Genomic DNA, 24,335 nt, shown 5'->3' on the forward strand with positions numbered 1-24,335 from the left:
GCATCGGTAGAACCCGGCGCGGAATTCCCGCAGTCGATCGGCGGCCTCCGCGGCCGAGACCTCGCCAACGCCGCCTTGCGGGTGAACACTGTCCATCACGGCCACCGGTGATCGTTTGCAGCTCGCAACTCCAAAGGATCACCCGGTGGCCGCCCTCATGCCAGCCCCCGAATCACGGTCCTGTCATTCGAGGACCCACGGGGTTAAACGACAAGCTCACCCGGGCTGCGGCTCCGGTGGCTCGGCCGGTTGGGTTCCCGTGGGTTGTTCGACGCGGAGCACACCTTCACGATCCGCGACCTCGACACCGGGGGCGTGCAGTTCGCGCAGGAGGAGCGCTTCCGAGGACTGCTCGTCCCCCTGGCAGCCCGGTCCCTCACCCGCCACACGCTGCCGGCGTTCCATGCCATGAACCAGGCGCTGAAGGAGCGCGTGGAACGGACGCCCGCGACCAGTCCTGGCTGAGGGCCGTCGAGCCGGGCGGGCATCGCGGGGTCGCGCTGCCACGCGGGGACGATCGCGCAGAAGCCGCCGTGCGGCACGATCTCGGCGTGCCGACCCCCCGCATCACCCAGGACGACGCCGCGACGAGCTGCTGGGCCGCGACCAGCTCGCGCTGCTGATCGGGATGCTGCTGGACCAGCACGTGTCAGGAGGAACAGCAGGGCACCGTGCAGCCGGCCGTCCTACCTCTGGATCGCGCCTCGACGAGCGGTCCAGCGGTAGAGGTGCTCCGGGCGCCCGGTGCTGCCGTAGCGCAGGGAGACGCTCGCCTGCCGTTCCTCGGCGAGCGCTGCCAGGTAGCGCTGAGCGGTGGCGCGCGAGATGCCCAGGGCGTCTGCGACGTCGGCCGCGGTGAGGGCCTCCTCCGCGTCCCGCAGCCGCTCGGCGACCAGGCGTGCGGTCACCGGGGACTGACCTTTGGGCGTGGCCGACCGCGAGGCTTGCCGCAGCGCGGCAAGCGCACGGTCGACGCCTTGCTGGCCGAGCTCGCCGGTGGCGGCGGGCAGGAGCCGGCGGTACTGGGCGTAGGCGGCCAGCTGCGTCGCCAGTTGCTCTGCGGTGAACGGTTTCACGAGCACGTTCACCGCACCGGCCGCCACGGCCGCGCGCACCAGGCTCGACGAGCTGTCGGCGGTCACCATGAGGACGTCGCACGTCAGGTGGGTGGCGAGTTCCACCCCCGGCTGGTCGGGCAGGTAGTTGTCGAGCAGGACCAGATCGGGGGAGTGGTCGGCCACCAGGCGCCGGGTCTGCTCGGCCGTGTGGCCCACCCCGACCACGCGGAAACCGGGGACGTCCGCCACGAAGCGGGCGTGCAACCGGGCGACCCGGAAGTCGTCGTCGACCACGAGGACGTCGAAGCTCACGCGGGCACCTCCGCCTCCTCGAGCACGCCGGGCAGTCGGCTGGCGAAGACGGTCAGGGCCCCGTCCCCGCCGGCGTGCGTCACCTCGATGCTGCCTCCGAGGCTCTCGGCGGTACCGCGTGCGATGGCGAGCCCGAACCCGCGGTCCTCGCCCCGGCTGCTCACCCCTCCGGCGAAGAGGCCGGCCAGCCGCTCCTGCGGCAGGCCGTCGCCGGTGTTGGCCACCGAGATCACGAGATCCATACCGTCGGACAGCAGGTCGACCTCGACCCTCGCCGGCCGCACCCGTGAGGCGTGGGCGGCCTCGACCGCGTTGGTGACGAGGTTCCCCAGCACGGTGATCACCTCGACCGGCGCCAGCAGCCGCTGGGGCACCCAGCTGGCCTCGGACACCGTCAGCTGCACGCCGAGCTCGGCGGCCCGGGCCACCTGACCGCCGAGATAGGCGCGCACCGTCGAGGAGGCGATCGCCTCGCTGTTGTCCGCGAGGGCGACCGCGGGGGAGTCCAGGAGCGCCCTGACGTAGTCGGCGGCGTCGTCCGCGTCACCGGTGTGCAGCAGGCCGTGGAGGGTGTGCAGCCGGTTGGCGAACTCGTGCCGCTGGGCCCGCAGGGCCTGGGCCATCAGCCGGACGGCGCCGAGCTCGTCGGTCAGCCGCTCCACCTCGGTGCGGTCCAGGACGGTGACGACCGAGCCCAGCCGGCGACCGCCGCGCTCGACCTCGCGGCGGGTGACCACCAGCACCCGGTCCCCGACCACGGTGACCGTCGGGGTGCCGGAGCGGTCGGCGACCGCCCGGGCGAGCGGCGCCGGGAGGTCCAGGTCGGCCAGCGCCGAGCCCGGCTCGATGGGGACGCCGAGCAGGCGGGACGCCTCGGCGTTGGCCGCGCTCACGGTGTCGTCGTCGTCGAGGGCCAGGACGCCGTCGGAGATCCCGAACAGGACCGCCTCCCGCTCCCGCACCAGCTCGGCCAGATCGGCCGGTTCCAGGCCGAAGGTCCGCCGCCGCAGCAGCCGGACGAGCAGCATGCTGCCGCCGGCGCCCAGCAGCAGGGCCACCCCGAGGAACGCCGCCGTGTCACGGACCAGCTGCCAGCGGGCGGCGGAGATGTCGTTGGCGTCGAACCCGACGCTGACCTCGCCGACGATGCGGCCGGTGCCGTCGCGCAGCGGCACCTTGCCCCGGGCGGAGAGGCCGAGCGTGCCGCGTTCGATGTTGGCCACCTCGGCGCCCCGGAGGACCGCGTCCGGGCTGGTGCTCACCGGCTCCCCGATCCGTGCGGGGTCGGGGTGGGCGAGGCGGATGCCCTGGTCGTCGGTGACCACGACGAACAGCGCGCCGGTCGTCCGCTGGACGGCCAGCGCCCGACGCTGGATGGCGCCGGTGTCGCGCGCCAGGACCTCGTCGGCGAGCCCGGGTTGCGCGGCGACGCTGCGGGCGACGTCGAGGGCGTTCTCCTGGAACCGGTGCTCGAGCCCGGCGCCGAGACGCCAGGCGGTCAGCGCGAACCCCAGGGCGATCACCGCGACGAGCACGCCCAGCTGCAGAAGCAGCATCTGCCGCGTGAACGGCAACCCCCAGCGGTGTCGGGGTGGCCGGGCCGATGCGGATCCGGCCGGCCGTTCGGGGCCGGCCGAGCGAAATGAGCGAAACGTCGAGAACACGGCCTGTGCGGCTTTCCTGCGCAAGAGGGACCTGGACCACGCGCCGTTCGTAGTGTCCACGCTCACAGCCGCCGCAGCAGGAAGAAGCACCACGCGATCTGTCCCGGCCGGCCGCCATGACCGACACCAGTGCAGCCCCGGCCTCCCGCCCCGTGCCGACCACCGGCGACGGGACGGGTCCCTGCGAACTCCGGAACGAGGTCACATGACTCCTGGCCCGGGCGCCGCCGGCGCCCCCACCACCGCATCCCTCCCCTCGACCGGGCCGGGCGGCCCGCTGGCCGGCATCCGGGTGCTGGACGTCAGCACCGTGTACGCGGCCCCGATCGCCGCGATGCTGCTGGGGGACTTCGGCGCCGACGTGATCAAGGTCGAGCACCCACAGGGCGACCCCGCCCGCACCCACGGCTGGAACCGCGAGGGCCACGGGCTGTGGTGGAAGGTGATCTCGCGGAACAAGCGGACGGTCACCCTCGACCTGGGCACGCCCGAGGGAGCGGACCTGCTGCGCCGGCTGGCGGGCCGGTCCGACGTGCTGGTCGAGAACTTCCGCCCCGGGGTGATGGAGCGCTGGGGCCTCGGGCCCGACGAACTCCTCGCGGTCAACCCCCGGCTGGTCGTGCTGCGGGTGACCGGCTTCGGGCAGACCGGCCCCTACGCCTCCCGGCGGGCCTTCGGCACGCTGATGGAGGCGATGAGCGGCTTCGCCCACCAGACCGGGCAGGAGGACGGGCCGCCCACGCTGCCGCCGTTCGGCCTGGCCGACGGGGTGGCCGGCATCGCCGGCGCGCTGGCCGTCGCGCTCGCCCTGTACCACCGCGACGCCGGGAGGGGCCCCGGGCAGGTGATCGACCTGTCCCTGCTCGAGCCGCTGCTGGGCATCCTCGGCCCGGGCCCCACCGTCTACGACCAGCTCGGCGTCATCGCCGGCCGGCACGGCAACCGCTCACCCATCAACGCCCCGCGCAACACCTACCTGACCCGCGACGGCCACTGGGTCGCCGTCTCGGCGTCGGCGACCTCGATCGCCGAGCGGGTGCTCCGCCTGGTGGGCCGGCCGGACATCGCCGAGCAGCCGTGGTTCGCCTCCGCCGGGGAGCGCAGCCGCCGCGCCGAGCTGCTCGACGCCGCCGTCGGCCGCTGGATCGCCGCCCGCGACGCGGAGGAGGTGCTGGCCGCGTTCGAGGCGGCCGGCGCGGCGATCGCGCCGATCTACGACGTGGAGCAGCTGGTCAAGGACCCGCACGTGCGCGCCCGCGAATCGATCACGACGGTGCCCGATCCGGATCTCGGCCCGCTGAAGATGCAGAACCTCATGTTCCGGCTCGGAGCCACCCCCGGGGCGATCCGCTTTCCCGGGCGCGGCCTCGGTGACCACACCGAGGAGGTCTACGCCGAACTGCTGGACCTGGACGCCGCCGACGTCGCGAAACTGCGCGAGGCGGGTGTCGTCTGATGGACCGCAGCTACCTGTTCGCTCCCGGGCACGACGTCAAGCTGCTCACCCGGGTCTTCGACGCCGGCGCCGACGCCGTGATCCTCGACCTCGAGGACGCCGTGCCACCGGACGCCAAGCGGCGCGCCCGCCGGATGGTCGCCGCCGCACTGGCCGATCACCCGGCCTGGGTCCGGGTCAACGCCGCGCGCACCGCGCTGTGCGAGGCCGATGTGGCCGCCGTCGCCGACCTGGCGTACGGCATCCGCATCCCGAAGGTGGAGTCGCCCGACGACGTGGCGTGGGTGGCCGATCGGGCCCCCGGCACACCGCTGATCTGCGCCATCGAGACCGCTCGCGGGGTCCTGGCCGCCGCCGAGGTCGCGGCGGTGCCCGGCGTCCGCCACCTGGCGATGGGCGGGGTGGACCTCGCCCGGGACCTGGACGCCGCCAGCGGCAACCTGCAGACGCTGTACGTGCGCGCGCAGCTGGTCGTGGCCTCCCGCGCCGCCGGCATCGAGCCGCCGATCGACAGCGTGCACCCCCAGCTCGACGACGAGCGCGGCCTGCGTGAGCAGGCCGAGTTCGCCCGCTCGCTCGGGTTCTTCGGCAAATCGGCCATCCACCCGCGGCAGCTGCCCGTCCTGCACGCGGTGTTCACGCCGACCGCGGAGCAGATCACCCGGGCCCGGGAGGTCGTCGCCGCGTTCGAGGCCGCCGGCGGCGCGGCACTCCGGCTGCCCGGCGGCGAGTTCGTCGACCTCCCCGTCGCCGAACGCGCCCGCCGCCTGCTCGGACTCGCCGGGGTCTCCGCCCCCCTCTGATCCCCGCCACGACACAGTCAGGAGCGAGTCATGCTCGTCGCTCTCGGGTTCCTCATGATCGCGGTCTTCATGTACCTGATCATGAGCAAGCGAGCCACCCCCGTGGCCGCGCTCATCCTCGTCCCGATCGCCTTCGGCATCGCCGCCGGTGCAGGCACCGGCATCGGAGACATGGTGATGACGTCGGTGACCGAGCTCGCGCCCACCGCGGCGCTGCTCTTCTTCGCCATCACGTACTTCGGGATCATGATCGACGTGGGTCTGTTCGACCCGCTGATCCGCGGGATCCTGCGAATGGTCGGGCACGACCCGGTCAAGGTCGTCCTCGGCACCGCCGCCCTCACCGCGGTGGTCAGCCTCGACGGCGACGGGTCGACGACGTTCATCATCGTGACCTCCGCGCTGCTGCCGGTGTACCTGCGCCTGGGCATGAGCCCGGTCGTGCTCACCTGCGTCACGGCGATCACCAACGGCGTGCTCAACGTCGTGCCCTGGGGCGGCCCGACGGCCCGGGCGGCGGCGGCGCTGAAGGTGAGCCCGACCGACGTCTTCGTCCCGATGATCCCGTCGATGATCGCCGGCATCCTGGCCGTCTTCGTCCTGGCCTGGCGGCTCGGCCGCTCCGAACGCAAGCGCATCGGCCTGGTCCGGCTGCCGGCAGACCGCGGGTCGCTCGTCGGGGTGCTGGAGGCTGCGCCGGTCGGCGGGGTCGACGGCAGGCCGACCGCGGCGCGGCTGTCGACCGCGGCCACTGCTCCGGCGACGGCGAAGGTCGGCACCGAGCCGGTGTCCGACGTCGCGGACGAACCGGCCGCGGGCCTGCCCGACCGGGGCGACAAGGCCCGCCCCCAGCTGGTGTGGTTCAACCTCGCCCTGACCCTCGCGGTCATGACCCTGCTCGTCATGGACCTGGTCCCGATCCCGGTCGTCTTCATGGTCGCCGTCGGGGTGGCGCTGGTCGTCAACTTCCGGCACGTCGCGGAGCAGGCGGACCAGCTCAAGGCCCATGCCGGCAGCGTCGTGTCCGTCGTCGCGATGGTCCTGGCCGCCGCCGTGCTCACCGGCGTCCTGTCCGGAACCGGCATGGTCGATGCGATGGCCCAGTGGCTCATCGGCGTCATCCCGCACGGCCTGGGATCGCACCTGGCCGTCATCACCGGGCTGCTGTCGATGCCGTTGACGTTCCTCATGAGCAACGACGCCTTCTACTTCGGGGTCCTGCCCGTGCTGTCCGAGACCGCCGGCAACTACGGCATCGCCCCGGTCGAGATGGCGCGGGCCGCGGTCACCGGCCAGCCGCTGCACATGCAGAGCCCCCTGGTGCCGGCGCTGCTGCTGCTCATCGCCCTGAGCAGGGTCGAGATGGGCGACCACCACCGCAAGGCCATCTGGCGGGCGGTCGTCGTCTCCGTGGTCATGCTCGCGGTCGGTGTGGCCCTGACGGTGATCCCGCTGTGACCGCCGACCGCTGCCCCGCCGCCGGCACCCACCCGTCCCCGGAGGAGGCCTCCGTGCCCAGCACCATCGTCCTGGTCAACGACCGCCCCGAAGGCGACACCGCGCTGCGCTGGGCCACCGACCACGCCCGGCGCCGGGGCACAGCGCTGCACGTGGTGCTCGCCCGCGCGGACTCCCCTGCGGCCCCCGAGTACGGGTCCCCGTCCCTGCGGGCGCGGATCGCCACCCGGCTGCTGGACGGGGGGCTGCCACACCGTCTGCACGATCCGGAGGAGGACGTCGCCGACCAGGTCGATCGGCTGGCCACTGCGGCCGGCGCGGACCTCGTCGTCGTCCCGGTCCGCCGACGCTCGCCCGCGCTGAAGCTGGTCCTGGGCAGCTTCGCGCAGCGGATCATCCTCGATGCCCCGTGCCCGGTCGTCACGGTGAAGAGCCCGGACCGATGACCCGGTCCGGGCCGGGACGAGGCGGATCGGCACGCCGCCCAGCTCGACCTCGGGCCGGGCGCGCCGCGGATCACCAGGGTCAACGAAGCAGCCGAGCCGTCAGGCACGCCGCCGCCGGCACCCGGTAGGGGCGCAGCCGCGCCGGTCAGAGGCCGAGGTACCGGGTCACGGCAATCTCGACCTCCTCCAGCTCGTCGCGACGGAGGAAGAACGCCGGCTCGTCGTGGACGAAGCGGACGTCGATGCTGCGCAGCTGATCGACCAGGAAGCGGGTCGGAACTCCGCCCAACTCGATCTCGGGCCGGAACACCGCCGGCTGAGCACGTGTCGACGTGGGGACGATCGTGGCGACGTCCCAGGCCAGGTCGGCAGGGCTCAGCACCAGGCCGTACCGCCGGCCGCGTTGCTCGTGTCCACGACGGGCTTCACCGAGGTCCACCCGGTAGACGGCGCCGCGGATCACCAGTCGTCGGCCTCGTCGGACAGGTCCTCGTCCACCAACCGCTCGGCATCGGCACGCGCGCGGGCGAGCCAGGCCTCACGGTCGAGCAGGCGCAGCGCGCGTCGGATGACGTCGGCTGTGCGCTCGTCGTCCCGCATGGCTTCACGGATGATCCGCTCGTCGTCCTCGGTGGGACGGAAACCGATGGTCTTGCTCACAGGATCAATGTTAGACATTCGTTCTACCTGTGTACAACAGCCCCGGAGGTCGGGACCTCGTCGAGTGCCTACCGGTCAGCACGTCCGTGATGTCGCCAACGGTCCCCGGGTGTCCGCGTCCAGCCGGCGTGCCGGTCCGCCGTCCGGTCGCACTGCCCGACACCGCCCGCGGGCGTGGCCGGATTCGCCGGCCCACCGCGGGACCGGGCGGTGGTCGTGGGCTCGGGCAGCGCAGCGAGCAGACAGGATGGTGGAGCTCCGATCGATCATGCGCTCGGTCGAGGCACACTCCGCCGTATGCCCAAGCTCCGCATCGCCCAGGACAACGCCGCCGACGAGTTGCTGGGCCGCGACCCGCTCGCGCTGCTGCTGGGGATGATGCTGGACCAGCACATGCGCCGACGAAGCAGTCGAACGCGCGCGGTGGCGTAGTACCTGGGAGCTATGGCGGGACCGGTCCGGCGAGGGACGCGCAACGTCCCCGGGCGGTCCTACCGTCGCTGGGTGATCGAGATGCGGACCCTGACGAAGCGATTCGGCGAGCGGACCGCGGTGGACGCGTTGACGGTGACCGTGCGGTCGGGGGTGGTGACTGGCTTCCTGGGCCCCAACGGTGCAGGGAAGTCCACCACGCTGCGCATGGTGCTGGGCCTGGACCTGCCGACGGCGGGAACGGTGGCCGTTGCCGGCCGCCGGTACGCCGAGCTCGATGCCCCGCTCCGCACTGTCGGAGGCGTGCTCGACCCAACTGGACTGCACCCCGGCCGGAGGGGCGCGGACCACCTTGCCGCGCTGGCCGCGAGCAACGGCCTGTCTCGTCGTCGGGTCGCCGAGGTGCTGGATCAGGTCGAACTGACCTCGGTGGCCGAGCAGCGCGCCGGAGACCTGTCGCTGGGCATGCGGCAGCGGCTGGTCCTGGCCGCGGCGCTGCTGGGGGATCCGGCGGTGCTGGTGCTCGACGAGCCGATCAACGGGCTGGACACCACCGGTGTGCGGTGGCTGCGCACGCTGCTGCGGCGGTTCGCCGCCGAGGGCCGCACCGTGCTGCTGTCCAGCCACCTGATGAGCGAGATGCAGCAGACGGCCGACCACCTCCTCGTGCTGCACGCCGGGCGGCTGATCGCGGACGTCCCGATGCAGCAGCTGCTGCAGCAGGCACGGCCGGCGGTCGCCGTCCGCTCCCCGCAGGCCGAGCAGCTGCGTCGGCTGCTCACCGGCCGCGGCGCACAGGTGGTGCACAACGGCGCCGACGCCCTGACGGTGACCGGCCTGGACGCCTCCCGCGTCGGGGAGGCGGCCCGCGCCGCCGGCATCGGCCTGCACGAGCTGCGCGGCGAGCAGCCCGCGCTGGAAGACGTGTACCTGCAGATGATCGCCGCGGCAGACGGCCGCCGGGCCGCGGCGGGTGCCGCGTGAGCCCCCGGACGGTCCGGCTGCGGACTGCGCTGGCCGCCGAATGGATCAAGCTCACCAGCGTCCGGTCCACCATCGGTGCGCTGGCCGCTGTCGGCGTCATGCTGCCGGTGCTCGCCGCCGTCGTGGGGCTGACCGGCAGCCTGCAGCCCGACGACACCGTCATCGGCGCCAGCCTCACCGGCGGCGCGCCGGCCCAGATCGCTGCCGGGGTGGTCGGCGTGCTGGTGATCGGCGGCGAGTACGGCAGCGGCACCCTGCGGGCCACTCTCGCCGCCCGTCCCGACCGGGGGACGGTCCTCGCGGCGAAGGCTGTCGTGGTCGGCGGGCTCACGTTCGTGGCCGCGGTGGCCGGTGCGGCAGTGGCCGCCGGCGTCGGGCGGGCGCTGATCACCGGGCATCCCTCCGGGGCGGTGGTGCCCGGGGTGCTCGGCGCGGCCGCCGCGATCACCGCCGTCGGCCTGCTCGGGACCGGGCTCGGCGTGCTGCTGCGACACACCGCCGGCGCGGTCCTGGCCGTGGCGGCGGCGGTGCTGCTGCCTCAACTGCTGGCACCGCTGGCCGGATCCTGGCGCGGCTGGGTGGCCGGCGCCGGGCCGGTGGCCGTGCTGCAGAAGCTCGCCCAGTCCTCCGACGCCGACCCCTCGGTGGTCGGCGGTCTCGGCCCGGTCGCCTCCCTGGCCGTGCTGACCGGATATGCGATGGCCGCGCTGCTGGTGGCCGGCGTGGTCTTCCGGCGTCGCGACGCCTGAGATCGGCCATCGGATGGGCCAGGATGGCGGTGAGGAGGCCGGCCATGCCCAGGTGGAGACGCGCGGTGTCGGAGCTGGCCATGGTGGCGGCGGACCTGTCGCCGCTGCCGGCCGCCGCTGGTCCGCGACTCGGCGGCGGCCGGTTGGGCTGGGTCCCGGCCGGCGCCGTCGCCGCGCTCGCGCTCGGCGCGGGCGCGCTCGCCGCGGTTGCCGCCGTGCGGCCGCCTGCCGCCCTGTCGCCGGCGGCGGCGCTGCTGCTCGCCGCACTGCTGGCCGCGCCGCTGGGTCTGGCGCTGATCCGCCCGGTCGCGGCGCTCTGGGCCTCGCTGATCGCCGCGGCGCTGATCAGCGAGGTGCTGCGGGCCGGCGGTGACGGTCCGGTGTGGGCCGCCCCGGCGCTGCTGGCCCACCTGTTCATCCTCGGGCTGGTGGCGCTGACCAGCCGGCCGCCTGTCGCCGTGGTCGCCTGGGGGCTCACGGCGATCACCGGGGCGGCCCTCGTGCAGCGGATGCCGGGCATGAACGCCGCCGCCGATCTGGGCGCGCCGCTGCTGGCCGCCGCGGTGGTGACGCTGGCCGGGATGACGCTGCGCGGCTGGCAGGCCGACCGGCGCCGGCTGGCGGAGGCGGCCTCGACCGCGCACGACGAACGAACCCGGCGGAGGGTGCTCGAGGAGCGCACCCGCATCGCCCGCGAGCTGCACGACGTCGTCGCCCATCACATGTCCGTCGTGGCCATCCAGGCCGAGGCCGCTCCCTACCGGGTCCCGGAGCCGCCGCGGGAGCTGGAGGGCAGCCTGCGGCTCATCCGCACCCACGCGGTCGAGGCGCTGACCGAGCTGCGGCGGGTGCTCGGCGTGCTCCGCGACGGTGCCTCGCCCGTCGACACCACACCGCGGCCCGGCCTCGGCCGGCTCCCGGAGCTGGTCGCCACCGCCGGTCAGGTCGGCCTGGATGCCCGGCTCACCGTCAACGGATCGGACTGGCTCCTGCCCGCCGGGGTCGACGTGTCGGTCTACCGCATCGTCCAGGAGGCCGTGAGCAACGCCATGCGGCACGCGCCCGGCGCGACGGTCGAGGTCGCCGTCGACATCCGTCCCGACCGGCTCGAGCTGCAGGTCGCCAATGGGCCGGCGCGGCAGCCGCCGACCGGCGGACCCGGAGCCGGGCACGGCTTGCTCGGCATGCGCGAGCGGGTCGGCATGCTCGGTGGCACCCTCACCGCCGCCCCTGATTACGGTGGCGGCTTCACCGTCCGCGCCCGCCTGCCCCTCGACCCGGCCTCCGTTGTGCAGGCAGGGCAAGGCCGATGACGACGACGACGATCCGGGTGCTGCTCGCCGACGACCAGACGCTCATCCGCGAGGGGCTGGCGGTGCTGCTCGGCGCCCAGCCCGACATCGAGGTTGTCGGCGAGGCCGCAGACGGCACCGACGCGGTCGCCCAGACCGCGCGGCTGCAACCCGACGTCGTGCTGATGGACGTCCGCATGCCGGGCCTCGACGGGATCGCGGCCGCCCGCCAGCTGCTCACCGGCGCCACCCCGACCCGGGTGCTGATGCTGACCACCTTCGACGAGGACGAGTACGTGTACGCCGCGTTGCGTGCCGGCGCCAGCGGCTTCGTCCTGAAGACCGCCTCGGCCGTCGCGCTGGCCGAGGCCGTCCGCGCCGTCGCCGGTGGCGAAGCGGCGCTGGCCCCATCGGTCACCGCCCGGCTGCTCGCCGACTTCACCAGCCGGCCGCACGCCTCCCTTGCCGACGTCGCCCGGCTCGAGCGACTCACCGATCGGGAGGCCGAGGTCCTGACCCTGGTCGCCCAGGGGATGTCGAACGCCGAGATCGCCGCCGAACTCATCGTCGCCGAGCAGACCGTGAAGACGCACGTGAGCCGAGTACTCGCCAAGCTGGAACTGCGTGATCGCACCCAGGCCGCCATGTTTGCCCACGAGCACGGCCTTGCCCGGCGCCTGTGCCCGTGATGAGCACGTCGAGCTCACCCAGCTGTGCCCGAGAGCATGGCGGCCCCAGTTGGCCCTCCGCGACTCGCGCCAGGGCGATGCGGACGCTCGATGCTTGCGGACGGTGCCCCGTGTGGCCATCGACGCACCGGCGCCAGAGGAGACCATCGGTCCCCCGGGCGGATCACGTCGACGACGTGCAGCGGTGAGGTGCATGCAGTCGACGGGGCACATGACCACGAGCACGGCGACGGCTGCGGCCACGCCACCCTGCAGCACGGCGACCACGTCGACCACGTGCACGGGACCCACCACCATGTGGCGCATGAAGGTCATCACGACGAGCACTGACGAGGCCTCGTGACCAGAGGGGGCGCCCCGGACCGTCCGGGGCGTGGGGTGAGGCAGGATCGTCGCGTGCCGACCCTCCGCATCGCCCAGGACCCCGCGGCCGACGAGTTGCTCGGCCGCGACCCGCTCGCCCTGCTCCTGGGCATGCTGTTCGACCAGCAGTTCCCCATGGAGCGGGCGTTCGCCGGGCCGCGGCTGCTGGCCGACCGCATGGGCGTGGACACCCTCTCGGCCGCCGACATCGCGGACGCCGACCCGGAGCAGCTGGCGGCCTGGTTCCAGGGGCCGCCCGCGGTGCACCGGTACCCGGGCTCGATGGCGGCGCGCGCCCAGGCCGTGTGCCGGCTGCTGGTCGAGCGCCACGACGGCCGCGCCGAGTCGCTGTGGTCCGACGCCCCGGACGGCGCCACACTCCTGCGGCGCATCGGCGGGCTGCCGGGCTTCGGCGCGCAGAAGGCGAAGATCCTCGTCGCGCTGCTGGGCAAGCAGTACGGCGTCACCCCGCCGGGCTGGCGCGAGGCGGCGGGGGAGTACGGCGCCGAGGGTGCGGCCCGGTCGGTCGCGGACGTCACGGGCCCGGAGTCGCTGGCCGCCGTCCGGCGCTTCAAGCAGGAGGCCAAGCAGGCCGCGAAGCAGGCCGCCGGGCAGCGGGCGGGTACGGCCGCGACCTCCTGAGAGCGGTCGCGGACGGCGCGACGAGCCGACTGCATGGCCCGCGATCCAGTGGCACGATGGGTACCCGGACCCCGGGCTGCGCCGGGGACCCGGACGCCGTCGGGACGCCGGGCCCCGCAGCCCGCGGAGTAGTCCGCCGGGCGGCGCACCCGCTGCGGCGGAGGGGAGGAAGCCCGTGGCCTCGAGCCAGCAGCCCGCGCGATCCCGTCGACCGGACCCGGTGCTCATCACCGAGGCGGAACCGAGCCTGGCCGACCAGCACGCGGCCCGGAAACGTCGTTACGTCCTGACCATGGCGGTGCGCGCCCTCAGCCTGGTCCTGGCCGCCGTCTTCTACCAGACCCTGTGGCTCGCGGTGATCTTCGCCGTCCTCGGCACGGTGCTGCCGTGGGTCGCCGTCCTGATGGCCAACGACCGGCCGCCCAAGAAGAAGCTCGACGTCCACCGCTACGACGCACCGCGGCCCGACCGGATCCTGGAGAACCCGGCGCGGCCGGGGGCGGGCCGGGTCATCGAGCACTGAGTCGTCGAGCACCGGGTCGTCGAGCACCGGGTCATCGGGCACCGGGTCAGCGGGCGCCGGGCCCGGCCACCACCGCGGCGGCGCGGGCGAGGCCGGCGTCCAGCGCGCGCGACGGGTCGCCGGCCCGGTCGGCCAGCCACACCGACAGCAGGCCGGCGGCGAACGCGTCGCCGGCGCCCGTCGTGTCGACCACGGCCGCCGGCAGCGCCGGCCGGTGCACCAACCGGTCGCCGGCCGCCCACAGGGCGCCGTCGCCGCCCAGGGTCACCACGGCCACCGGGTGGCGGGCGGCCAGGGCGCGGGCGGCGTCGGCCGGGTCGGCGCACCCGGTGAGCAGCCGGGCCTCGTCGGCGTTGGGCAGCACGAGGGTGGCCGCCGCGGTGTCGGCCAGCCAGCGCCCGACGCCGTAGCGGGCCAGCGGGTCCGCCGAGGCCGGGTCGACCGACACGGTGCAGCCGGCGGCGGCGGCCGCGGCGAGCGCAGCCAGCCCCGCCGGCCTCGATCGCGGGTCGAGCAGGGTGTAGCCGGACAGGTGCAGGTGCCCGCCGGGCGACGGGCGTGGCACGTCGGCCGGCGCCAGGGCCAGGTTCGCGCCGCGGTCGGCCAGCATGCTGCGCTGCCCGCCGGGCTCGACGAGGCTGATGATCGTGCCGGTCGGCTGCCCGGGCACCACCCGCACGGCCGGCCGCACTCCGGCGCCGGCGAGCTCCGCGAGCAGCGCCGCCCCGGCGGGGTCGTCGCCGACGCAGCCGGCCAGGACGACCGGCGTCCCGAGCCGGACCAGGTGGACGGCGACGTTCGCCCCGGCGCCGCCCCCGCGGGTGCGGATGGCGGCGGGCCGGTCCGACCCGGGCGCCGGCCCGCCCGCGAGGACGGCGACGACGTCGGTGGCCAGGTCGCCGACCACCACGAGGGCCGGCTCCGGCGCGCTCAGCGGGCCGCCCCGGCGAGGGCTGCTGCGATCCGCCCGGCCAGCTCGGCGTTGCGCAGGACCAGCCGGACGTTGACCGCCAGGGTCGCGCCCTCGCTGGCCCGGTGCAGGTGGTCGAGCACGAAGGGGGTGACCTCCTTGCCGCGGACGCCGTACGCGTCGGCCGCGGCCAGCGCGTCGGCGATCACCCGGTCGTGCAGGTCGCGGTCGAGCTGCTCGTCCTCCGGGAGCGGGTTGGCCACGACCACCGCCCCGGGCGAGACGTCGCGGCGGGCGGTGAAGACGGCGGCCGCCTGCGCCGGGTCCGCGACCGACCAGTCCACCGCGGACCCGGAGTCGGCCACGTAGAAGCCCGGGAAGGTCCGGGTGCGGTAGCCGACGACGGTCACCGACAGCGTCTCCAGCCGTTCCAGGGTGGCCGGGACGTCGAGGATGGACTTCACCCCCGCGCACACCACCACCAGCGTGGTGCGGGCCAGCGCCACCAGGTCGGCGGACTCGTCGAAGGTGTCGGCGGACTGCCGGTGCACCCCGCCCAGCCCGCCGGTGGCGAACACCGCCACGCCGGCCCGCTCGGCCAGCAGGGCGGTGCTGGAGACGGTGGTCGCCCCCGACAGGCCGAGGGCGGTGGCGACCGGCAGGTCCCGGACGCCGAGCTTGGCCAGGTCGGGGTCCCCGCAGACGCGGTCGACCTGCTCGGCGGTCAGGCCCACGTGGGGGACGCCGTCCAGGACGGCGACCGTGGCCGGGACGGCCCCGCCGGCCCGGACGGCGGCCTCGACCTCGTCGGCGGCGGCGCGGTTGTCCGGGCGCGGCAGGCCGTGCGCGAGGAGGGTGCTCTCGAGGGCGACGACCGGCCGGCCGGCGCCGAGGGCGTCGGCGACCTCCGGGGAGAACCGCACGGCTGCGGGGGGCGGGGCGGGAACGGACCGGCTCGCGGGTTGCACCCTGCCATCATGGTGGGCAGGCACCCGTCCGCCCACGAGCAGGGAGCACCCGCGTGAGCAACACCGACCTCCTCGAGAAGCCCGACGTCCGCGAGGGCGACACCGGCAACGCCAACGAGGTCTTCCACTACGTCAAGAAGAACAAGATCGCCGAGAGCGCGGTCATGGGCACGATGGTCGAGGCGCTGTGCGGTGAGGTCTTCCCCGTGACCAAGTCGCCCAAGCCGGGCAGCCCGGTGTGCCCGGCCTGCAAGGAGGTCTACGAGCAGCTGCGCAAGGACTGAGCCCGCGAGCACCCGGCGACCGCCGGCGGACCGGGCGTCACAGCAGGTCCATCCGCCGGGCGCGCTCGAGCTTGGCCGCCCGGCGGGCCTGCCGGCGCTTGAGGTGCCGGCGCAGCGGGGCCGGCCAGCGCGCCTGGACGGTGGCGTTGAGCTCGGCGCCGAGCAGCACGGACATCCCGAAGAGGAAGCAGAAGAGCAGGGCCGCGATGGGGGTGGCCAGCGCCCCGTACGGCAGCGTGGCGGTGAGGATGTCGGCCACGTAGGTGCGCAGCAGCAGCGCCGACACGACGAAGAAGGCCACCGCCAGGAGGGTGCCCGGCAGGTGCCGGCGCCACGGCAGCCGCCGCGGCAGCACCACGTGGTAGAAGCTGGTCAGCGCGAGCACCAGCCCCACCAGCACCAGCGGCCAGTACACCGCGTTGACCAGCACGGTGGCGGTGGCCTGCCAGCCCTCCGGCAGCAGGGAGACCAGCACCCCGCGGCCGAGCACCAGCAGCGGCAGCATGAGCACCGCGAGCACGAGCCCGATGACGAACAGCCACAGCGCCATGAGCCGGGTGGCGATCGGCCCGCGCACGTCGCGCTGGTCGTAGGCGATGACCACGGTGTTCATGAACGTCGCCGTCGCCGAGGACCCCGCCCACAGGGACAGCAGGAAACCGACGCTGACCAGGTCCAGCCGCCCGGACCCGAGGATGTCGGCCAGGGTGGGCGCGACGAGCGAGTCCACCACGTCGGCGGTCAGGGCCTCCGCGGAGGCGTCGAGCAGCTGGGCCTCGATCTGCGCCACCGACCCGGCGCCGATGAAGGTGCCGAGGTAGCCCAGCGAGCCCAGCAGCCCGATCAGCAGCGGCGGGACGGAGAGGATCTGCCAGAAGGCCGCCTCGGCGGAGAGCCCGAGGATGCGGTCCTGCCAGGCCTTGGCCAGGGTCCTGCCCAGCACCTCCAGCGGGACCCGCACCGGCCGCGGCCAGCGCGCCAGCCGGCCGGGCCGGTCGCCGTCGGCCACCGGTCGCGCGGTCGCCCCGGAGCCGCCGGCCGGGGCGTGCCCGTCGGCCGCGCCCGGGTGCCGGGTCCCGGGGCCGGGCGGTCGATCGGCCGTGCCCGGGGGCCGGCCGGCCGGGGGCGTGACGCCGTCCCCGGTGCGGGATCCCCCGGGCAGCACGGCGCTCACCTGCCCAGTGTGCACGGCACCGCCGGGGTGGGCGGGGCGCCGGCGCCCGCCGGGGACGGCGTCCCCCGGTCGGGCGAGCCGGTCAGGCGGGGACCGGGGGCGTGCGGCGGCGGGCCGGCGCGCCCGGACGACGGCCGGCCGGGGCGGGGGCCGAGGCCGGGGCGGCACCCCCCGGGGCCGGCTCCGGCTTCGGCTCGGGCTCCGGGGGCACGCAGCGGATGATCGGCTCCGCGGCGTAGCGGGTCCGGAAGTCCTCCCGGCGCAGCTCGTTGCCCTGCAGGTCGTTGAAGACGCGGGTGACGGTGATGTCGAAGCCCGTCGAGCCGTTCGACGGGCTGCAGTCGCCGTCGTCGGGCTTCTCCTGGACCACGGGCTGGCGGATGTTGTACCGGCTGCTGCTGATCGACTCGATCTCGTACCGCTTGGTCCCGTAGAAGCTGACCGTCAGCGAGCCCGGTGTCCACTGGGTGTCGACGTAGACCCCGGTGTCGCTGTCGTTGCGGAACTCCAGGTCGATCGTGTCGTAGTAGACGGTCGCCTCCCGCCCGGCGGGGTAGCGGCTGATGTAGTAGCTGTGCGGCTTGTGGTAGACGTCCTCGAGCCCGGCGAAGAACACGGCGTTGAACAGCGTCGTCGCGACCTGGCTGACGCCGCCGCCGACCGCGGTGGTGAACTCGCCGTTGTTGATCACCCCGGCGGGGACGTAGCCCTGCGCCTCGGTCCGCGGGCCGGTGTAGTCGTTGAGGCTGAAGGTCTCGCCGGGCCGGATGATCGCGCCGTCGATCTCCCCGGCGGCCACCCGGATGTTCGTGCCGCTGGCCGCGCTGGTGAAGTTCGTCGTGAAGGTGCTGATCTGCTCGCGGATCCCGAGGGCCTCGGCGTCGGCGGTGGAGAACTCCGGCTCGACCGGGCCCAGCTCGGCGGTGACCGTGCGCGGCGCCGGCTGCGGGAGGACGTCGCGCAGCTGGGTGGCCAGCGCGTCCGGGGCGACGCCGGTGCCGTCGACCGAGGGCACGAGGGAGACCGCCTCACCCGCGACCTCGAAGCGGGCGTCCTCGGCGGGGGTGCCGAAGGCCGAGAAGCCGTCGCCGACCGCCTCCTGCAGCGCCGCCGGGTCGAGCGCCACGGCGAGTTCGCCGTCGTCCTGCGGGGTGAAGGTGAGCGAGGCGGCGATCGCCTCGGCCGGGACCTCGGCCGAGGTGCCGCCGTCCTGGCTCGTGACCGTCACCGGCGCGGCCAGGCCCGGGGCGACGACCTCGTCCAGCACCCGCCGCGCCTCCTCGGCGTCGACGCGCACCGGGATCGTCTCCACGGGCAGCTCGATGGGTGTCGCCGGGTCGCCGCCGTCGGCGAGGAACTCGGTGACGGTCTCGGCGGCGCCCTCCCGGTCGAGGGTGCGCCCGTCCACCGGGTCGACGACGCGCGCGTCGGTGCCCTCGACCGCGATCGTGGCGTCGACCGGCGCGCGGTCCACCTGCTCGGCGAGGGCGTCGATCTGCGCGGCGAGCGCGGTCTCCTCGCCGGTCATCACCGGGTCGACCTCGCGGTCGGTGAAGAACGTGGTGAGCCGGGTCCAGGGGTTGAGCGGCTGGTCGGCGGCTGCGTCGACCGTGGCGTCGACGTCGAGCTCGATCCCGGCGGTCGCCGGGGAGAGCGTCGCCTCCACGTCGTCGGCGACCACGACGTGGTCGGCGGCGACCCGCGGCGCCAGCTCGGTCTCGAGCGTCTCCGTCGCGGCGGCGGGGCTCAGCCCGCCGAGCTCGACGCCGGCCACGACGGTGTTGCGCGGGACGTGCCCGCCGGCCACCAGGAGGTCCACCCCGTACGCGCCGCCCAGCAGGGCGAGGGCGGCGGCGGGGGCCAGCACGACCGGGCGGCGCCACCAGGGCCGCTGCGCACCGCCACCGCTGCCCGGCTCGCCGGGGCCGCCGCCGGGGCCACCGCTCGCGGAGCCGCCGTCACCGGGGCCGCCGTCGTGGCCGGCACCGGGACCGCGGTCGGGGGCGCTGCTTCCCGGGTCGCTGCTCTCGGGGGCGCTGCCGCTGACGGGGCCGCCGTCGGGGACGGTGCCGCCGTCGGGCTCGCTGCCGGCGGGCGCCGTGGAGGGGTGGCCCGCCACCGGCTCGGTCGGCGCGGTCGGCGTGCCCTCCGCGGCCGCCTGCGCGGCGGTGGCGGGGGTGGCACCGGCCGCCGGGGGCTCGGGCGCGGCACCGGGGTGGGCGCCGGGCGCGAAGCGGATGTCCTGGGTGCTGCTGTCGTCGTCCGGGTCGCCGGCGGCCGGGGGCTCGGGCGCCGCGCCGGGGCGGGCGCCGGGCGCGAAGCGGATGTCCTGGGTGCTGCTGTCGTCCTCGGGGTCGCCGGCGGTCGCGGGCCCGGCCTGCGTGGTGGGCTCGGCTTGCGCGGGCTCGGCCTGCGCGGGGGTGGCCGGCTCGGCGGCGTCGCCGGGGGTCTCCACGGGGCCGCGGTCGCGCGGCACCGGCCGGGTGTCGTCGGCGCCCGGCGCGTCGTCCGGGGTCGGGGCGCCGGTGGACGGCTGGGCGGCAGGGGGCTGGGGGGAGGGCATGGGATCTCCGGGTGGGCGTCGACCGGGGGATCCCGGGAACGACGGAGCCGCCGGGTCCCCGCCCGCACGGGGCGGGCCGGGGACGCCGGCGGCGTCGTCGGGTGAGGCCTTCATCGCTGAGAGCGACGATAGCGCCTCGCTCAGCGGCTGAGGTGCTGCTCGCCGTCCGTCTCGATGATGTCGACGGCGATGTCGCGGAGCTTGCCCTCGTACTCACGGGCGTGGTGCCCGCAGAAGACGAGGTCGCTGCCGCTGGCGAGGACCACCCGCACCTTGGCCAGCGCACCGCAGCGGTCACAGTGGAAGGGAACGACCAGGTCGTCGGCGGGCGGGGTCGTCGTCAGCGTCTGGGTCATCTGGGTCATCACTCGCTCTCTACCGCACGGACCCGCGGCTGCGGATCGGCCTCCTGCACAGCGTCAGCGGGTGGCCCTGTGTTCCCGGTCCTCCGGGCCGGCCCGGGTTCCGGGTCCGGTGGCCCCGGGGCCGCTGGTGTGCGGTGGACCGGACCAGCAGGGGACTCACTGTGTCGTGCTCGGTCTGTCGTGGTCGTTGGTCGGGGTCGTGCTCGTCACTGCTCGTGCGCCGGTCATCGTCCGGCCGGGTGGTCCGCTGCTGTCTCGACGACGTCCACGCTACGCCGCTTACCCGGCGGGTGACGGCGTACACGACCGGGGGCGCCCGTCGGGGTGAGATCGTGACCCATCCGATACCGAGGCCGCCGCCGACGGCGTCCCGGCCGGTCACGGGCCCGGACCCTCCGGCGGGGCCGGGGCGCCGTGCGACCGGCGCGGCCCGCGGCCGTGGCGCACATCACCCCGGCGCGTCCCCGTGCCGACCGTGCCACCCGGGGACGACGACGGCCCCAGACCCGGCTGGGTCGGGGGCCGTCTCGCCAACGGGCTGGGGTCCTCCCTCAGTCGAGGTAGTCGCGCAGCACCTGGGACCGGCTGGGGTGCCGCAGCTTGGACATCGTCTTCGACTCGATCTGCCGGATCCGCTCACGGGTGACCCCGTAGACCTGACCGATCTCGTCGAGGGTGCGCGGCTGGCCGTCGGTGAGGCCGAACCGCAGCCGGACGACGCCGGCCTCCCGCTCCGACAGCGTCTGCAGGACGCTGGTCAGCTGGTCCTGCATGAGCGTGAAGCTGACCGCGTCGACGGCCACGACCGCCTCGGAGTCCTCGATGAAGTCGCCGAGCTGGCTGTCGCCCTCGTCACCGATGGTCTGGTCGAGGCTGATCGGCTCCCGGGCGTACTGCTGGATCTCCAGCACCTTGTCCGGGGTGATGTCCATCTCCTTGGCCAGCTCCTCCGGGGTGGGCTCGCGCCCGAGGTCCTGGAGCAGCTCGCGCTGGATGCGGCCGAGCTTGTTGATGACCTCGACCATGTGCACCGGGATGCGGATGGTGCGGGCCTGGTCGGCCATCGCGCGGGTGATGGCCTGCCGGATCCACCAGGTGGCGTACGTGGAGAACTTGTAGCCCTTGGTGTAGTCGAACTTCTCCACCGCGCGGATGAGGCCGAGGTTGCCCTCCTGGATGAGGTCCAGGAACGCCATGCCGCGGCCGGTGTAGCGCTTGGCGAGGGAGACCACGAGCCGGAGGTTGGCCTCGAGCAGGTGGTTCTTGGCGCGCTCGCCGTCGCGGACGATCCAGTTGAGGTCCCGGCGCATCTGCGGCGAGAGCTTCTGGCCCTCCTCCTCGGCCTGGCGCAGCCGCTCGGCGCCGTAGAGCCCGGCCTCGATCCGCTTGGCGAGGTCGACCTCCTCCTCGGCGTTGAGCAGCGCGACCTTGCCGATCTGCTTGAGGTAGGCGCGGACGGAGTCGGCCGAGGCGGTCAGCTCGGCGTCCTTGCGCGCCTGCCGCAGCGCCTCGGACTCCTCCTCGTCGTCCCACTCGAAGTCGGCGGCGTCGGCCTCCTCGGCCGCCTCGCCCTCCACGGCGGCGCCCTCGGCGACGCCGTCGGGGCCGGCCACGACCGTCTCGTCGAGCTTGAGACCCTCGGCGCCGGCGTCGACCACCGCGACGGCGGAGTCCTCGGTGGCGACGGCGGTCAGCACCGCGCCCTCACCCGCGCCGGGGGAGGGGGTGATGCTCGGCTTGGTCCGGGTGCTCTTCGCGGCGGGCTTCGCCGCCGGGGTCCCGGTCTTCTTCCGGGGCGCCGCGGCGCCCCCAGCGGTTACCGGTGCGCTGGTCCGGGAGGCCCGGGAACCGGCGGCGACAGCCTTGGCGCGCGTGGTGCTCGCTGCGGCTGAGTCCGGTGCTGACTGGTCGGCGGGCACTCAGGTTCCTTCCCGTGCTGGGTGCGTTCCCCAGGAGGCCGTGTGGTCCCCGGGCAGCGGCCTCGCCGACGTCCGCTGCGGAGAGCGCTGCACGACCGGGTTTCACCGGCGTGTGAGCGGGGGATGTCTCTCGATCGGGAGCGACGGGGGCGGGGCTCCTCCATTGTAACGACGCTCTCGGCCGAAACCACCGTCGTGACGACCCCGATGGGCTCCGGGGCACCCGGCCGGGTGCCCCGGCACGGCGTCCCGGGGCGCCGTCACTGGCCGATGCGCTCCTCGGCGGCCAGTGCCGCGCCGACGATGCCGGCGTCGTTGAGCAGCTGGGCGGGCACCACCGGGGTGCGGGTGGACAGCAGCGGCACCCACTTGTGCGACTTCTTGCTCACCCCGCCGCCGACGATGATCAGGTCGGGCCACACCCCGGCCTCGAGCACGTCGAGGTAGCGGTCCACCCGCTTGGCCCACTCGGGGTAGCTGAGGTCCTCCCGCTCCCGGGCGGACGCCGACGCGCGGCGCTCGCCGTCCTCCCCGTCGACCTGGATGTGGCCGAACTCGGTGTTCGGCACCAGGACCCCGTCGGTGAACAGGGCGCTGCCGATGCCGGTGCCGAAGGTGAGCATGAGGACGACGCCCCGCTTGTCCCGGCCGGCGCCGTAGCGCATCTCGGCCAGGCCCGCCGCGTCGGCGTCGTTGAGGGTCTGCACCCCGTCGGGGAGGACGGCGTCCAGCCCCTGCGCGACGTCGGTGCCCAGCCAGCTCTTGTCGACGTTGGCGGCCGTGTGGGCCACCCCGTGCTTGAGGACGCCGGGGAAGGTGACACCGACCCGGCCGGTCCACTCGAAGGCGGAGACCACCTCGGACACGACGGCGTACACCGCCTGCGGCATCGCCGGCTGCGGCGTCTCGATGCGCACCCGCTCGCCCTGCAGCTCGCCGCGGTCGAGGTCGACCACGCACCCCTTGATCCCGCTGCCACCGATGTCGACGCCGAAGCCCAGCACGCGGCCAGGGTAGTGACCCGCCCCCGCGGCGCACCCCCCGGCGGGCAGGATCGTGCGGGTGACCACCACCCCGGACGCCCCGCCCCCGGACCCGGCCGCGCTGCTCGGCCTCGCCGTCGACGTCGCCCGCGAGGCCGGCGGCCTGGTGGCGCGCGGCCGCGCCTCGGCCGCCGAGCAGGTCGACGTCAAGTCCAGCCCCGTCGACCTGGTCACCGCGGTGGACCGGGCCTGCGAGGAGCTCGTCGTCCGCCGGCTGCTCGCCGCCCGGCCGGACGACGGCCTGCTGGGGGAGGAGGGCGGCGAGCGCACCGGCACCAGCGGCGTGCGCTGGGTCGTCGACCCCATCGACGGCACGACCAACTTCGTCTACGGGCTGCCGGCCTACGCGGTGTCCATCGCCGCGGAGGTCGACGGGCGGGTGGAGGCGGGGGTGGTGCTCAACCCGGCGACCGGGGAGCTGTGGTCGGCCACGCGCGGCGGCGGTGCGACGCTGCAGGCCGGGGACGCCGACCCGGTGCCGCTGGCCGTCGGGGCCCCGGCGTCGCTGGGGGAGGCGCTGGTCGCCACCGGGTTCGGCTACGGCGCCGAGCAGCGCCGGGTCCAGGGCGCGGTCGTCGCCGAGCTGCTGCCGCAGGTGCGCGACATCCGCCGGCACGGGTCGGCCGCCCTCGACCTCTGCTCGGTGGCCGCCGGCCGGGTCGACGCCTACTACGAGCTGCACCTCAACCCGTGGGACCACGCCGCCGGCGCGCTGGTCGCCGCCGAGGCGGGCGCGGTCGTCACCGGCCTGCCCGGCCGGCCCTTCGCCCGGCCGCTGGGCATCGCGGTGGCGCCGTCGGTCGCGGAGCCGTTCGTGGCGCTGCTCGACCGCCTGCACCCCGACACCGTGTGACGGCACGACCCCGCGCGCCGCCCCCCGGCGCGGCCCCGCTGCAGGGTCCCGCCGCGGCCCCGTCCAGGGCACCGCCCTGAGCGTGCGAAGGGCGGGAAGGACGGGGTCCTTCCACGGTGGGGGGCAGCGGGTCCTCGCTCAGCAGGCGGCGGCGGCGCTGGAGACGGTGCTGAGCGCCGCGGCGACCTGCTCGGGCGCGGCCAGGCTGCCGGGGAACACGAACTCCGGGCCCAGCACGAGGTCCACCTGGGCGGTGGCGCGCGTGTCCAGGTAGTCGCCCACGCCGGGGACGAACAGGCCGAGGAAGGCCGAGGCGTCGTTGCCGCGCGGACCGTGCCGGATCTCGCCGGGCCCGGTCACCTCGCGGTCGCTGGGGTCGTTGGCGATCTCGCCGACCACGAAGCCCCGGGCCTGGAGCTCGGCGGCCACCTGCTGGGCGAGCCCGGCCTGGTCGGTGGCGTTGAAGATCCGGACCGACACGGTGCCCGGGTCCAGCGAGGGGGGTGCCTGCGCCGCCGTCGAGCAGGCCGCGTCCTGGGCGGCCTGGCGGTCCTGCTCGTCGGAGAGCACGTTCCACCACACCGCGAGCGCCGCGAGGGCGAGCACGAAGAGGAAGATCAGCGGCGGGATCGGTCGCCGGCCGCTGCGCGGGCGCACCGTGGGGCGGTCGGTGGGCGGCGCGGTCACGTGCTGGGATCCCCCCTCGGCGGCGGACGGTCGGCGGG

26 protein-coding genes are annotated in these 24,335 nt (G+C 75.0%); 14 read left to right on the top strand and 12 right to left on the bottom strand.

Annotation, left to right across the window (positions count from 1 at the left end; genetic code table 11):
- Nucleotides 1-264: 264 nt before the first annotated feature.
- Nucleotides 265-465, top strand: coding sequence for an SRPBCC family protein (locus D0Z06_RS23590; protein ID WP_117379990.1), 201 nt, complete (start codon nt 265-267; stop codon nt 463-465).
- Nucleotides 466-686: 221 nt separating this feature from the next.
- On the opposite strand, the gene D0Z06_RS23595 is transcribed toward D0Z06_RS23590, so the two are convergent.
- Together D0Z06_RS23595 and D0Z06_RS23600 are read right to left on the bottom strand one after the other, a co-directional pair.
- The gene (locus D0Z06_RS23595) at nt 687-1,370 is read right to left on the bottom strand and encodes a response regulator (protein ID WP_117379991.1); all 684 of its coding nucleotides are present in this window, start codon (nt 1,368-1,370) and stop codon (nt 687-689) included.
- A complete protein-coding gene (locus D0Z06_RS23600) occupies nt 1,367-2,926 on the bottom strand; it encodes an ATP-binding protein (RefSeq protein ID WP_117379992.1) in 1,560 nt (519 codons plus the stop codon). Before D0Z06_RS23600 ends, D0Z06_RS23595 begins: the two co-directional genes overlap by 4 nt.
- A gap of 313 nt (nt 2,927-3,239) precedes the next feature.
- Between D0Z06_RS23600 and D0Z06_RS23605 the strand changes: the two genes are divergently transcribed.
- From D0Z06_RS23605 to D0Z06_RS23620, 4 genes are read left to right on the top strand one after another with little or no spacing between them, the layout of a single operon-like run.
- Entirely contained in the window at nt 3,240-4,490 is a 1,251-nt protein-coding gene (locus D0Z06_RS23605) for a CaiB/BaiF CoA transferase family protein (protein WP_117379993.1), read from the top strand.
- Nucleotides 4,490-5,293 (top strand): HpcH/HpaI aldolase/citrate lyase family protein, encoded by an 804-nt coding sequence (locus D0Z06_RS23610; protein WP_117379994.1) that lies wholly within the window; start codon nt 4,490-4,492, stop codon nt 5,291-5,293. The genes D0Z06_RS23605 and D0Z06_RS23610 overlap by 1 nt, the downstream gene beginning before the upstream one ends.
- A 30-nt stretch (nt 5,294-5,323) precedes the next feature.
- Entirely contained in the window at nt 5,324-6,751 is a 1,428-nt protein-coding gene (locus D0Z06_RS23615; RefSeq protein WP_117379995.1) for a CitMHS family transporter, read from the top strand.
- A gap of 53 nt (nt 6,752-6,804) precedes the next feature.
- Entirely contained in the window at nt 6,805-7,197 is a 393-nt protein-coding gene (locus D0Z06_RS23620) for a universal stress protein (RefSeq protein ID WP_117380016.1), read from the top strand.
- A 145-nt stretch (nt 7,198-7,342) separates the two neighbouring features.
- Here D0Z06_RS23620 and D0Z06_RS23625 read toward each other — a convergent pair whose 3' ends face one another.
- Together D0Z06_RS23625 and D0Z06_RS23630 are read right to left on the bottom strand one after the other, a co-directional pair.
- Entirely contained in the window at nt 7,343-7,660 is a 318-nt protein-coding gene (locus D0Z06_RS23625) for a type II toxin-antitoxin system PemK/MazF family toxin (RefSeq protein ID WP_117379996.1), read from the bottom strand.
- A complete protein-coding gene (locus D0Z06_RS23630; protein WP_117379997.1) occupies nt 7,657-7,857 on the bottom strand; it encodes a hypothetical protein in 201 nt (66 codons plus the stop codon). The genes D0Z06_RS23625 and D0Z06_RS23630 overlap by 4 nt, the downstream gene beginning before the upstream one ends.
- A 297-nt stretch (nt 7,858-8,154) precedes the next feature.
- On the opposite strand from D0Z06_RS23630, the gene D0Z06_RS26815 reads away from it, so the two are divergent.
- The 7 genes from D0Z06_RS26815 to D0Z06_RS23665 all read left to right on the top strand — a co-directional run bounded on the left by D0Z06_RS26815 (nt 8,155) and on the right by D0Z06_RS23665 (nt 13,531).
- Nucleotides 8,155-8,289: a hypothetical protein gene (locus tag D0Z06_RS26815; RefSeq protein WP_255419375.1), complete on the top strand. Its 135-nt coding sequence runs from the start codon at nt 8,155-8,157 to the stop codon at nt 8,287-8,289.
- An 81-nt stretch (nt 8,290-8,370) separates the two neighbouring features.
- Nucleotides 8,371-9,273, top strand: coding sequence for an ABC transporter ATP-binding protein (locus D0Z06_RS23640; RefSeq protein ID WP_370453380.1), 903 nt, complete (start codon nt 8,371-8,373; stop codon nt 9,271-9,273).
- Nucleotides 9,270-10,022: an ABC transporter permease gene (locus D0Z06_RS23645; protein WP_117379999.1), complete on the top strand. Its 753-nt coding sequence runs from the start codon at nt 9,270-9,272 to the stop codon at nt 10,020-10,022. The genes D0Z06_RS23640 and D0Z06_RS23645 overlap by 4 nt, the downstream gene beginning before the upstream one ends.
- 44 nt (nt 10,023-10,066) lie before the next feature.
- Nucleotides 10,067-11,335, top strand: a complete 1,269-nt coding sequence (locus D0Z06_RS23650; RefSeq protein WP_158580069.1) for a sensor histidine kinase — start codon at nt 10,067-10,069, stop codon at nt 11,333-11,335.
- The gene (locus D0Z06_RS23655; RefSeq protein WP_117380001.1) at nt 11,332-12,003 is read left to right on the top strand and encodes a response regulator; all 672 of its coding nucleotides are present in this window, start codon (nt 11,332-11,334) and stop codon (nt 12,001-12,003) included. The genes D0Z06_RS23650 and D0Z06_RS23655 overlap by 4 nt, the downstream gene beginning before the upstream one ends.
- Nucleotides 12,004-12,399: 396 nt before the next feature.
- Complete coding sequence (locus tag D0Z06_RS23660; protein WP_117380002.1) at nt 12,400-13,008, top strand: HhH-GPD-type base excision DNA repair protein; 609 nt, start codon at nt 12,400-12,402, stop codon at nt 13,006-13,008.
- 175 nt (nt 13,009-13,183) lie between these two features.
- Nucleotides 13,184-13,531, top strand: a complete 348-nt coding sequence (locus tag D0Z06_RS23665; RefSeq protein ID WP_117380003.1) for a DUF3099 domain-containing protein — start codon at nt 13,184-13,186, stop codon at nt 13,529-13,531.
- A gap of 46 nt (nt 13,532-13,577) precedes the next feature.
- Here the strand turns inward: D0Z06_RS23665 and D0Z06_RS23670 are convergent, their stop codons facing one another.
- Both D0Z06_RS23670 and D0Z06_RS23675 read right to left on the bottom strand, forming a co-directional pair.
- Nucleotides 13,578-14,441, bottom strand: coding sequence for a carbohydrate kinase family protein (locus D0Z06_RS23670; protein WP_233517925.1), 864 nt, complete (start codon nt 14,439-14,441; stop codon nt 13,578-13,580).
- A 20-nt stretch (nt 14,442-14,461) separates the two neighbouring features.
- Nucleotides 14,462-15,364 (bottom strand): pseudouridine-5'-phosphate glycosidase, encoded by a 903-nt coding sequence (locus D0Z06_RS23675; protein WP_117380004.1) that lies wholly within the window; start codon nt 15,362-15,364, stop codon nt 14,462-14,464.
- A gap of 98 nt (nt 15,365-15,462) precedes the next feature.
- Between D0Z06_RS23675 and D0Z06_RS23680 the strand changes: the two genes are divergently transcribed.
- Nucleotides 15,463-15,693, top strand: coding sequence for a DUF3039 domain-containing protein (locus D0Z06_RS23680; protein ID WP_117380005.1), 231 nt, complete (start codon nt 15,463-15,465; stop codon nt 15,691-15,693).
- A gap of 37 nt (nt 15,694-15,730) precedes the next feature.
- Here the strand turns inward: D0Z06_RS23680 and D0Z06_RS23685 are convergent, their stop codons facing one another.
- The 5 genes from D0Z06_RS23685 to ppgK form a co-directional block, all read right to left on the bottom strand.
- A complete protein-coding gene (locus tag D0Z06_RS23685; protein ID WP_233517926.1) occupies nt 15,731-16,867 on the bottom strand; it encodes a YihY/virulence factor BrkB family protein in 1,137 nt (378 codons plus the stop codon).
- Between the two features lie 82 nt (nt 16,868-16,949).
- A complete protein-coding gene (locus tag D0Z06_RS23690) occupies nt 16,950-19,430 on the bottom strand; it encodes a VanW family protein (protein ID WP_117380006.1) in 2,481 nt (826 codons plus the stop codon).
- 140 nt (nt 19,431-19,570) lie between these two features.
- Nucleotides 19,571-19,795 carry a DUF7455 domain-containing protein gene (locus D0Z06_RS23695; RefSeq protein WP_117380019.1) on the bottom strand — a complete coding sequence of 75 codons (225 nt, stop codon included), beginning with the start codon at nt 19,793-19,795 and terminating at the stop codon, nt 19,571-19,573.
- Between the two features lie 551 nt (nt 19,796-20,346).
- Nucleotides 20,347-21,714, bottom strand: coding sequence for an RNA polymerase sigma factor (locus D0Z06_RS23700; protein WP_117380007.1), 1,368 nt, complete (start codon nt 21,712-21,714; stop codon nt 20,347-20,349).
- Nucleotides 21,715-21,974: 260 nt separating this feature from the next.
- Nucleotides 21,975-22,718 (bottom strand): polyphosphate--glucose phosphotransferase, encoded by a 744-nt coding sequence (ppgK, locus tag D0Z06_RS23705; protein WP_117380020.1) that lies wholly within the window; start codon nt 22,716-22,718, stop codon nt 21,975-21,977.
- 58 nt (nt 22,719-22,776) lie between these two features.
- Here ppgK and D0Z06_RS23710 point away from each other — a divergent pair, with 58 nt between their 5' ends.
- A complete protein-coding gene (locus tag D0Z06_RS23710; protein ID WP_117380021.1) occupies nt 22,777-23,610 on the top strand; it encodes an inositol monophosphatase family protein in 834 nt (277 codons plus the stop codon).
- 138 nt (nt 23,611-23,748) lie between these two features.
- Here the strand turns inward: D0Z06_RS23710 and D0Z06_RS23715 are convergent, their stop codons facing one another.
- A complete protein-coding gene (locus D0Z06_RS23715) occupies nt 23,749-24,297 on the bottom strand; it encodes a LytR C-terminal domain-containing protein (protein ID WP_117380008.1) in 549 nt (182 codons plus the stop codon).
- Nucleotides 24,298-24,335: the final 38 nt, after the last annotated feature.

Origin of the sequence: Geodermatophilus marinus (genome assembly GCF_003428645.1) — a bacterium.
Classification (GTDB): Bacteria; Actinomycetota; Actinomycetes; order Mycobacteriales; family Geodermatophilaceae; genus Geodermatophilus.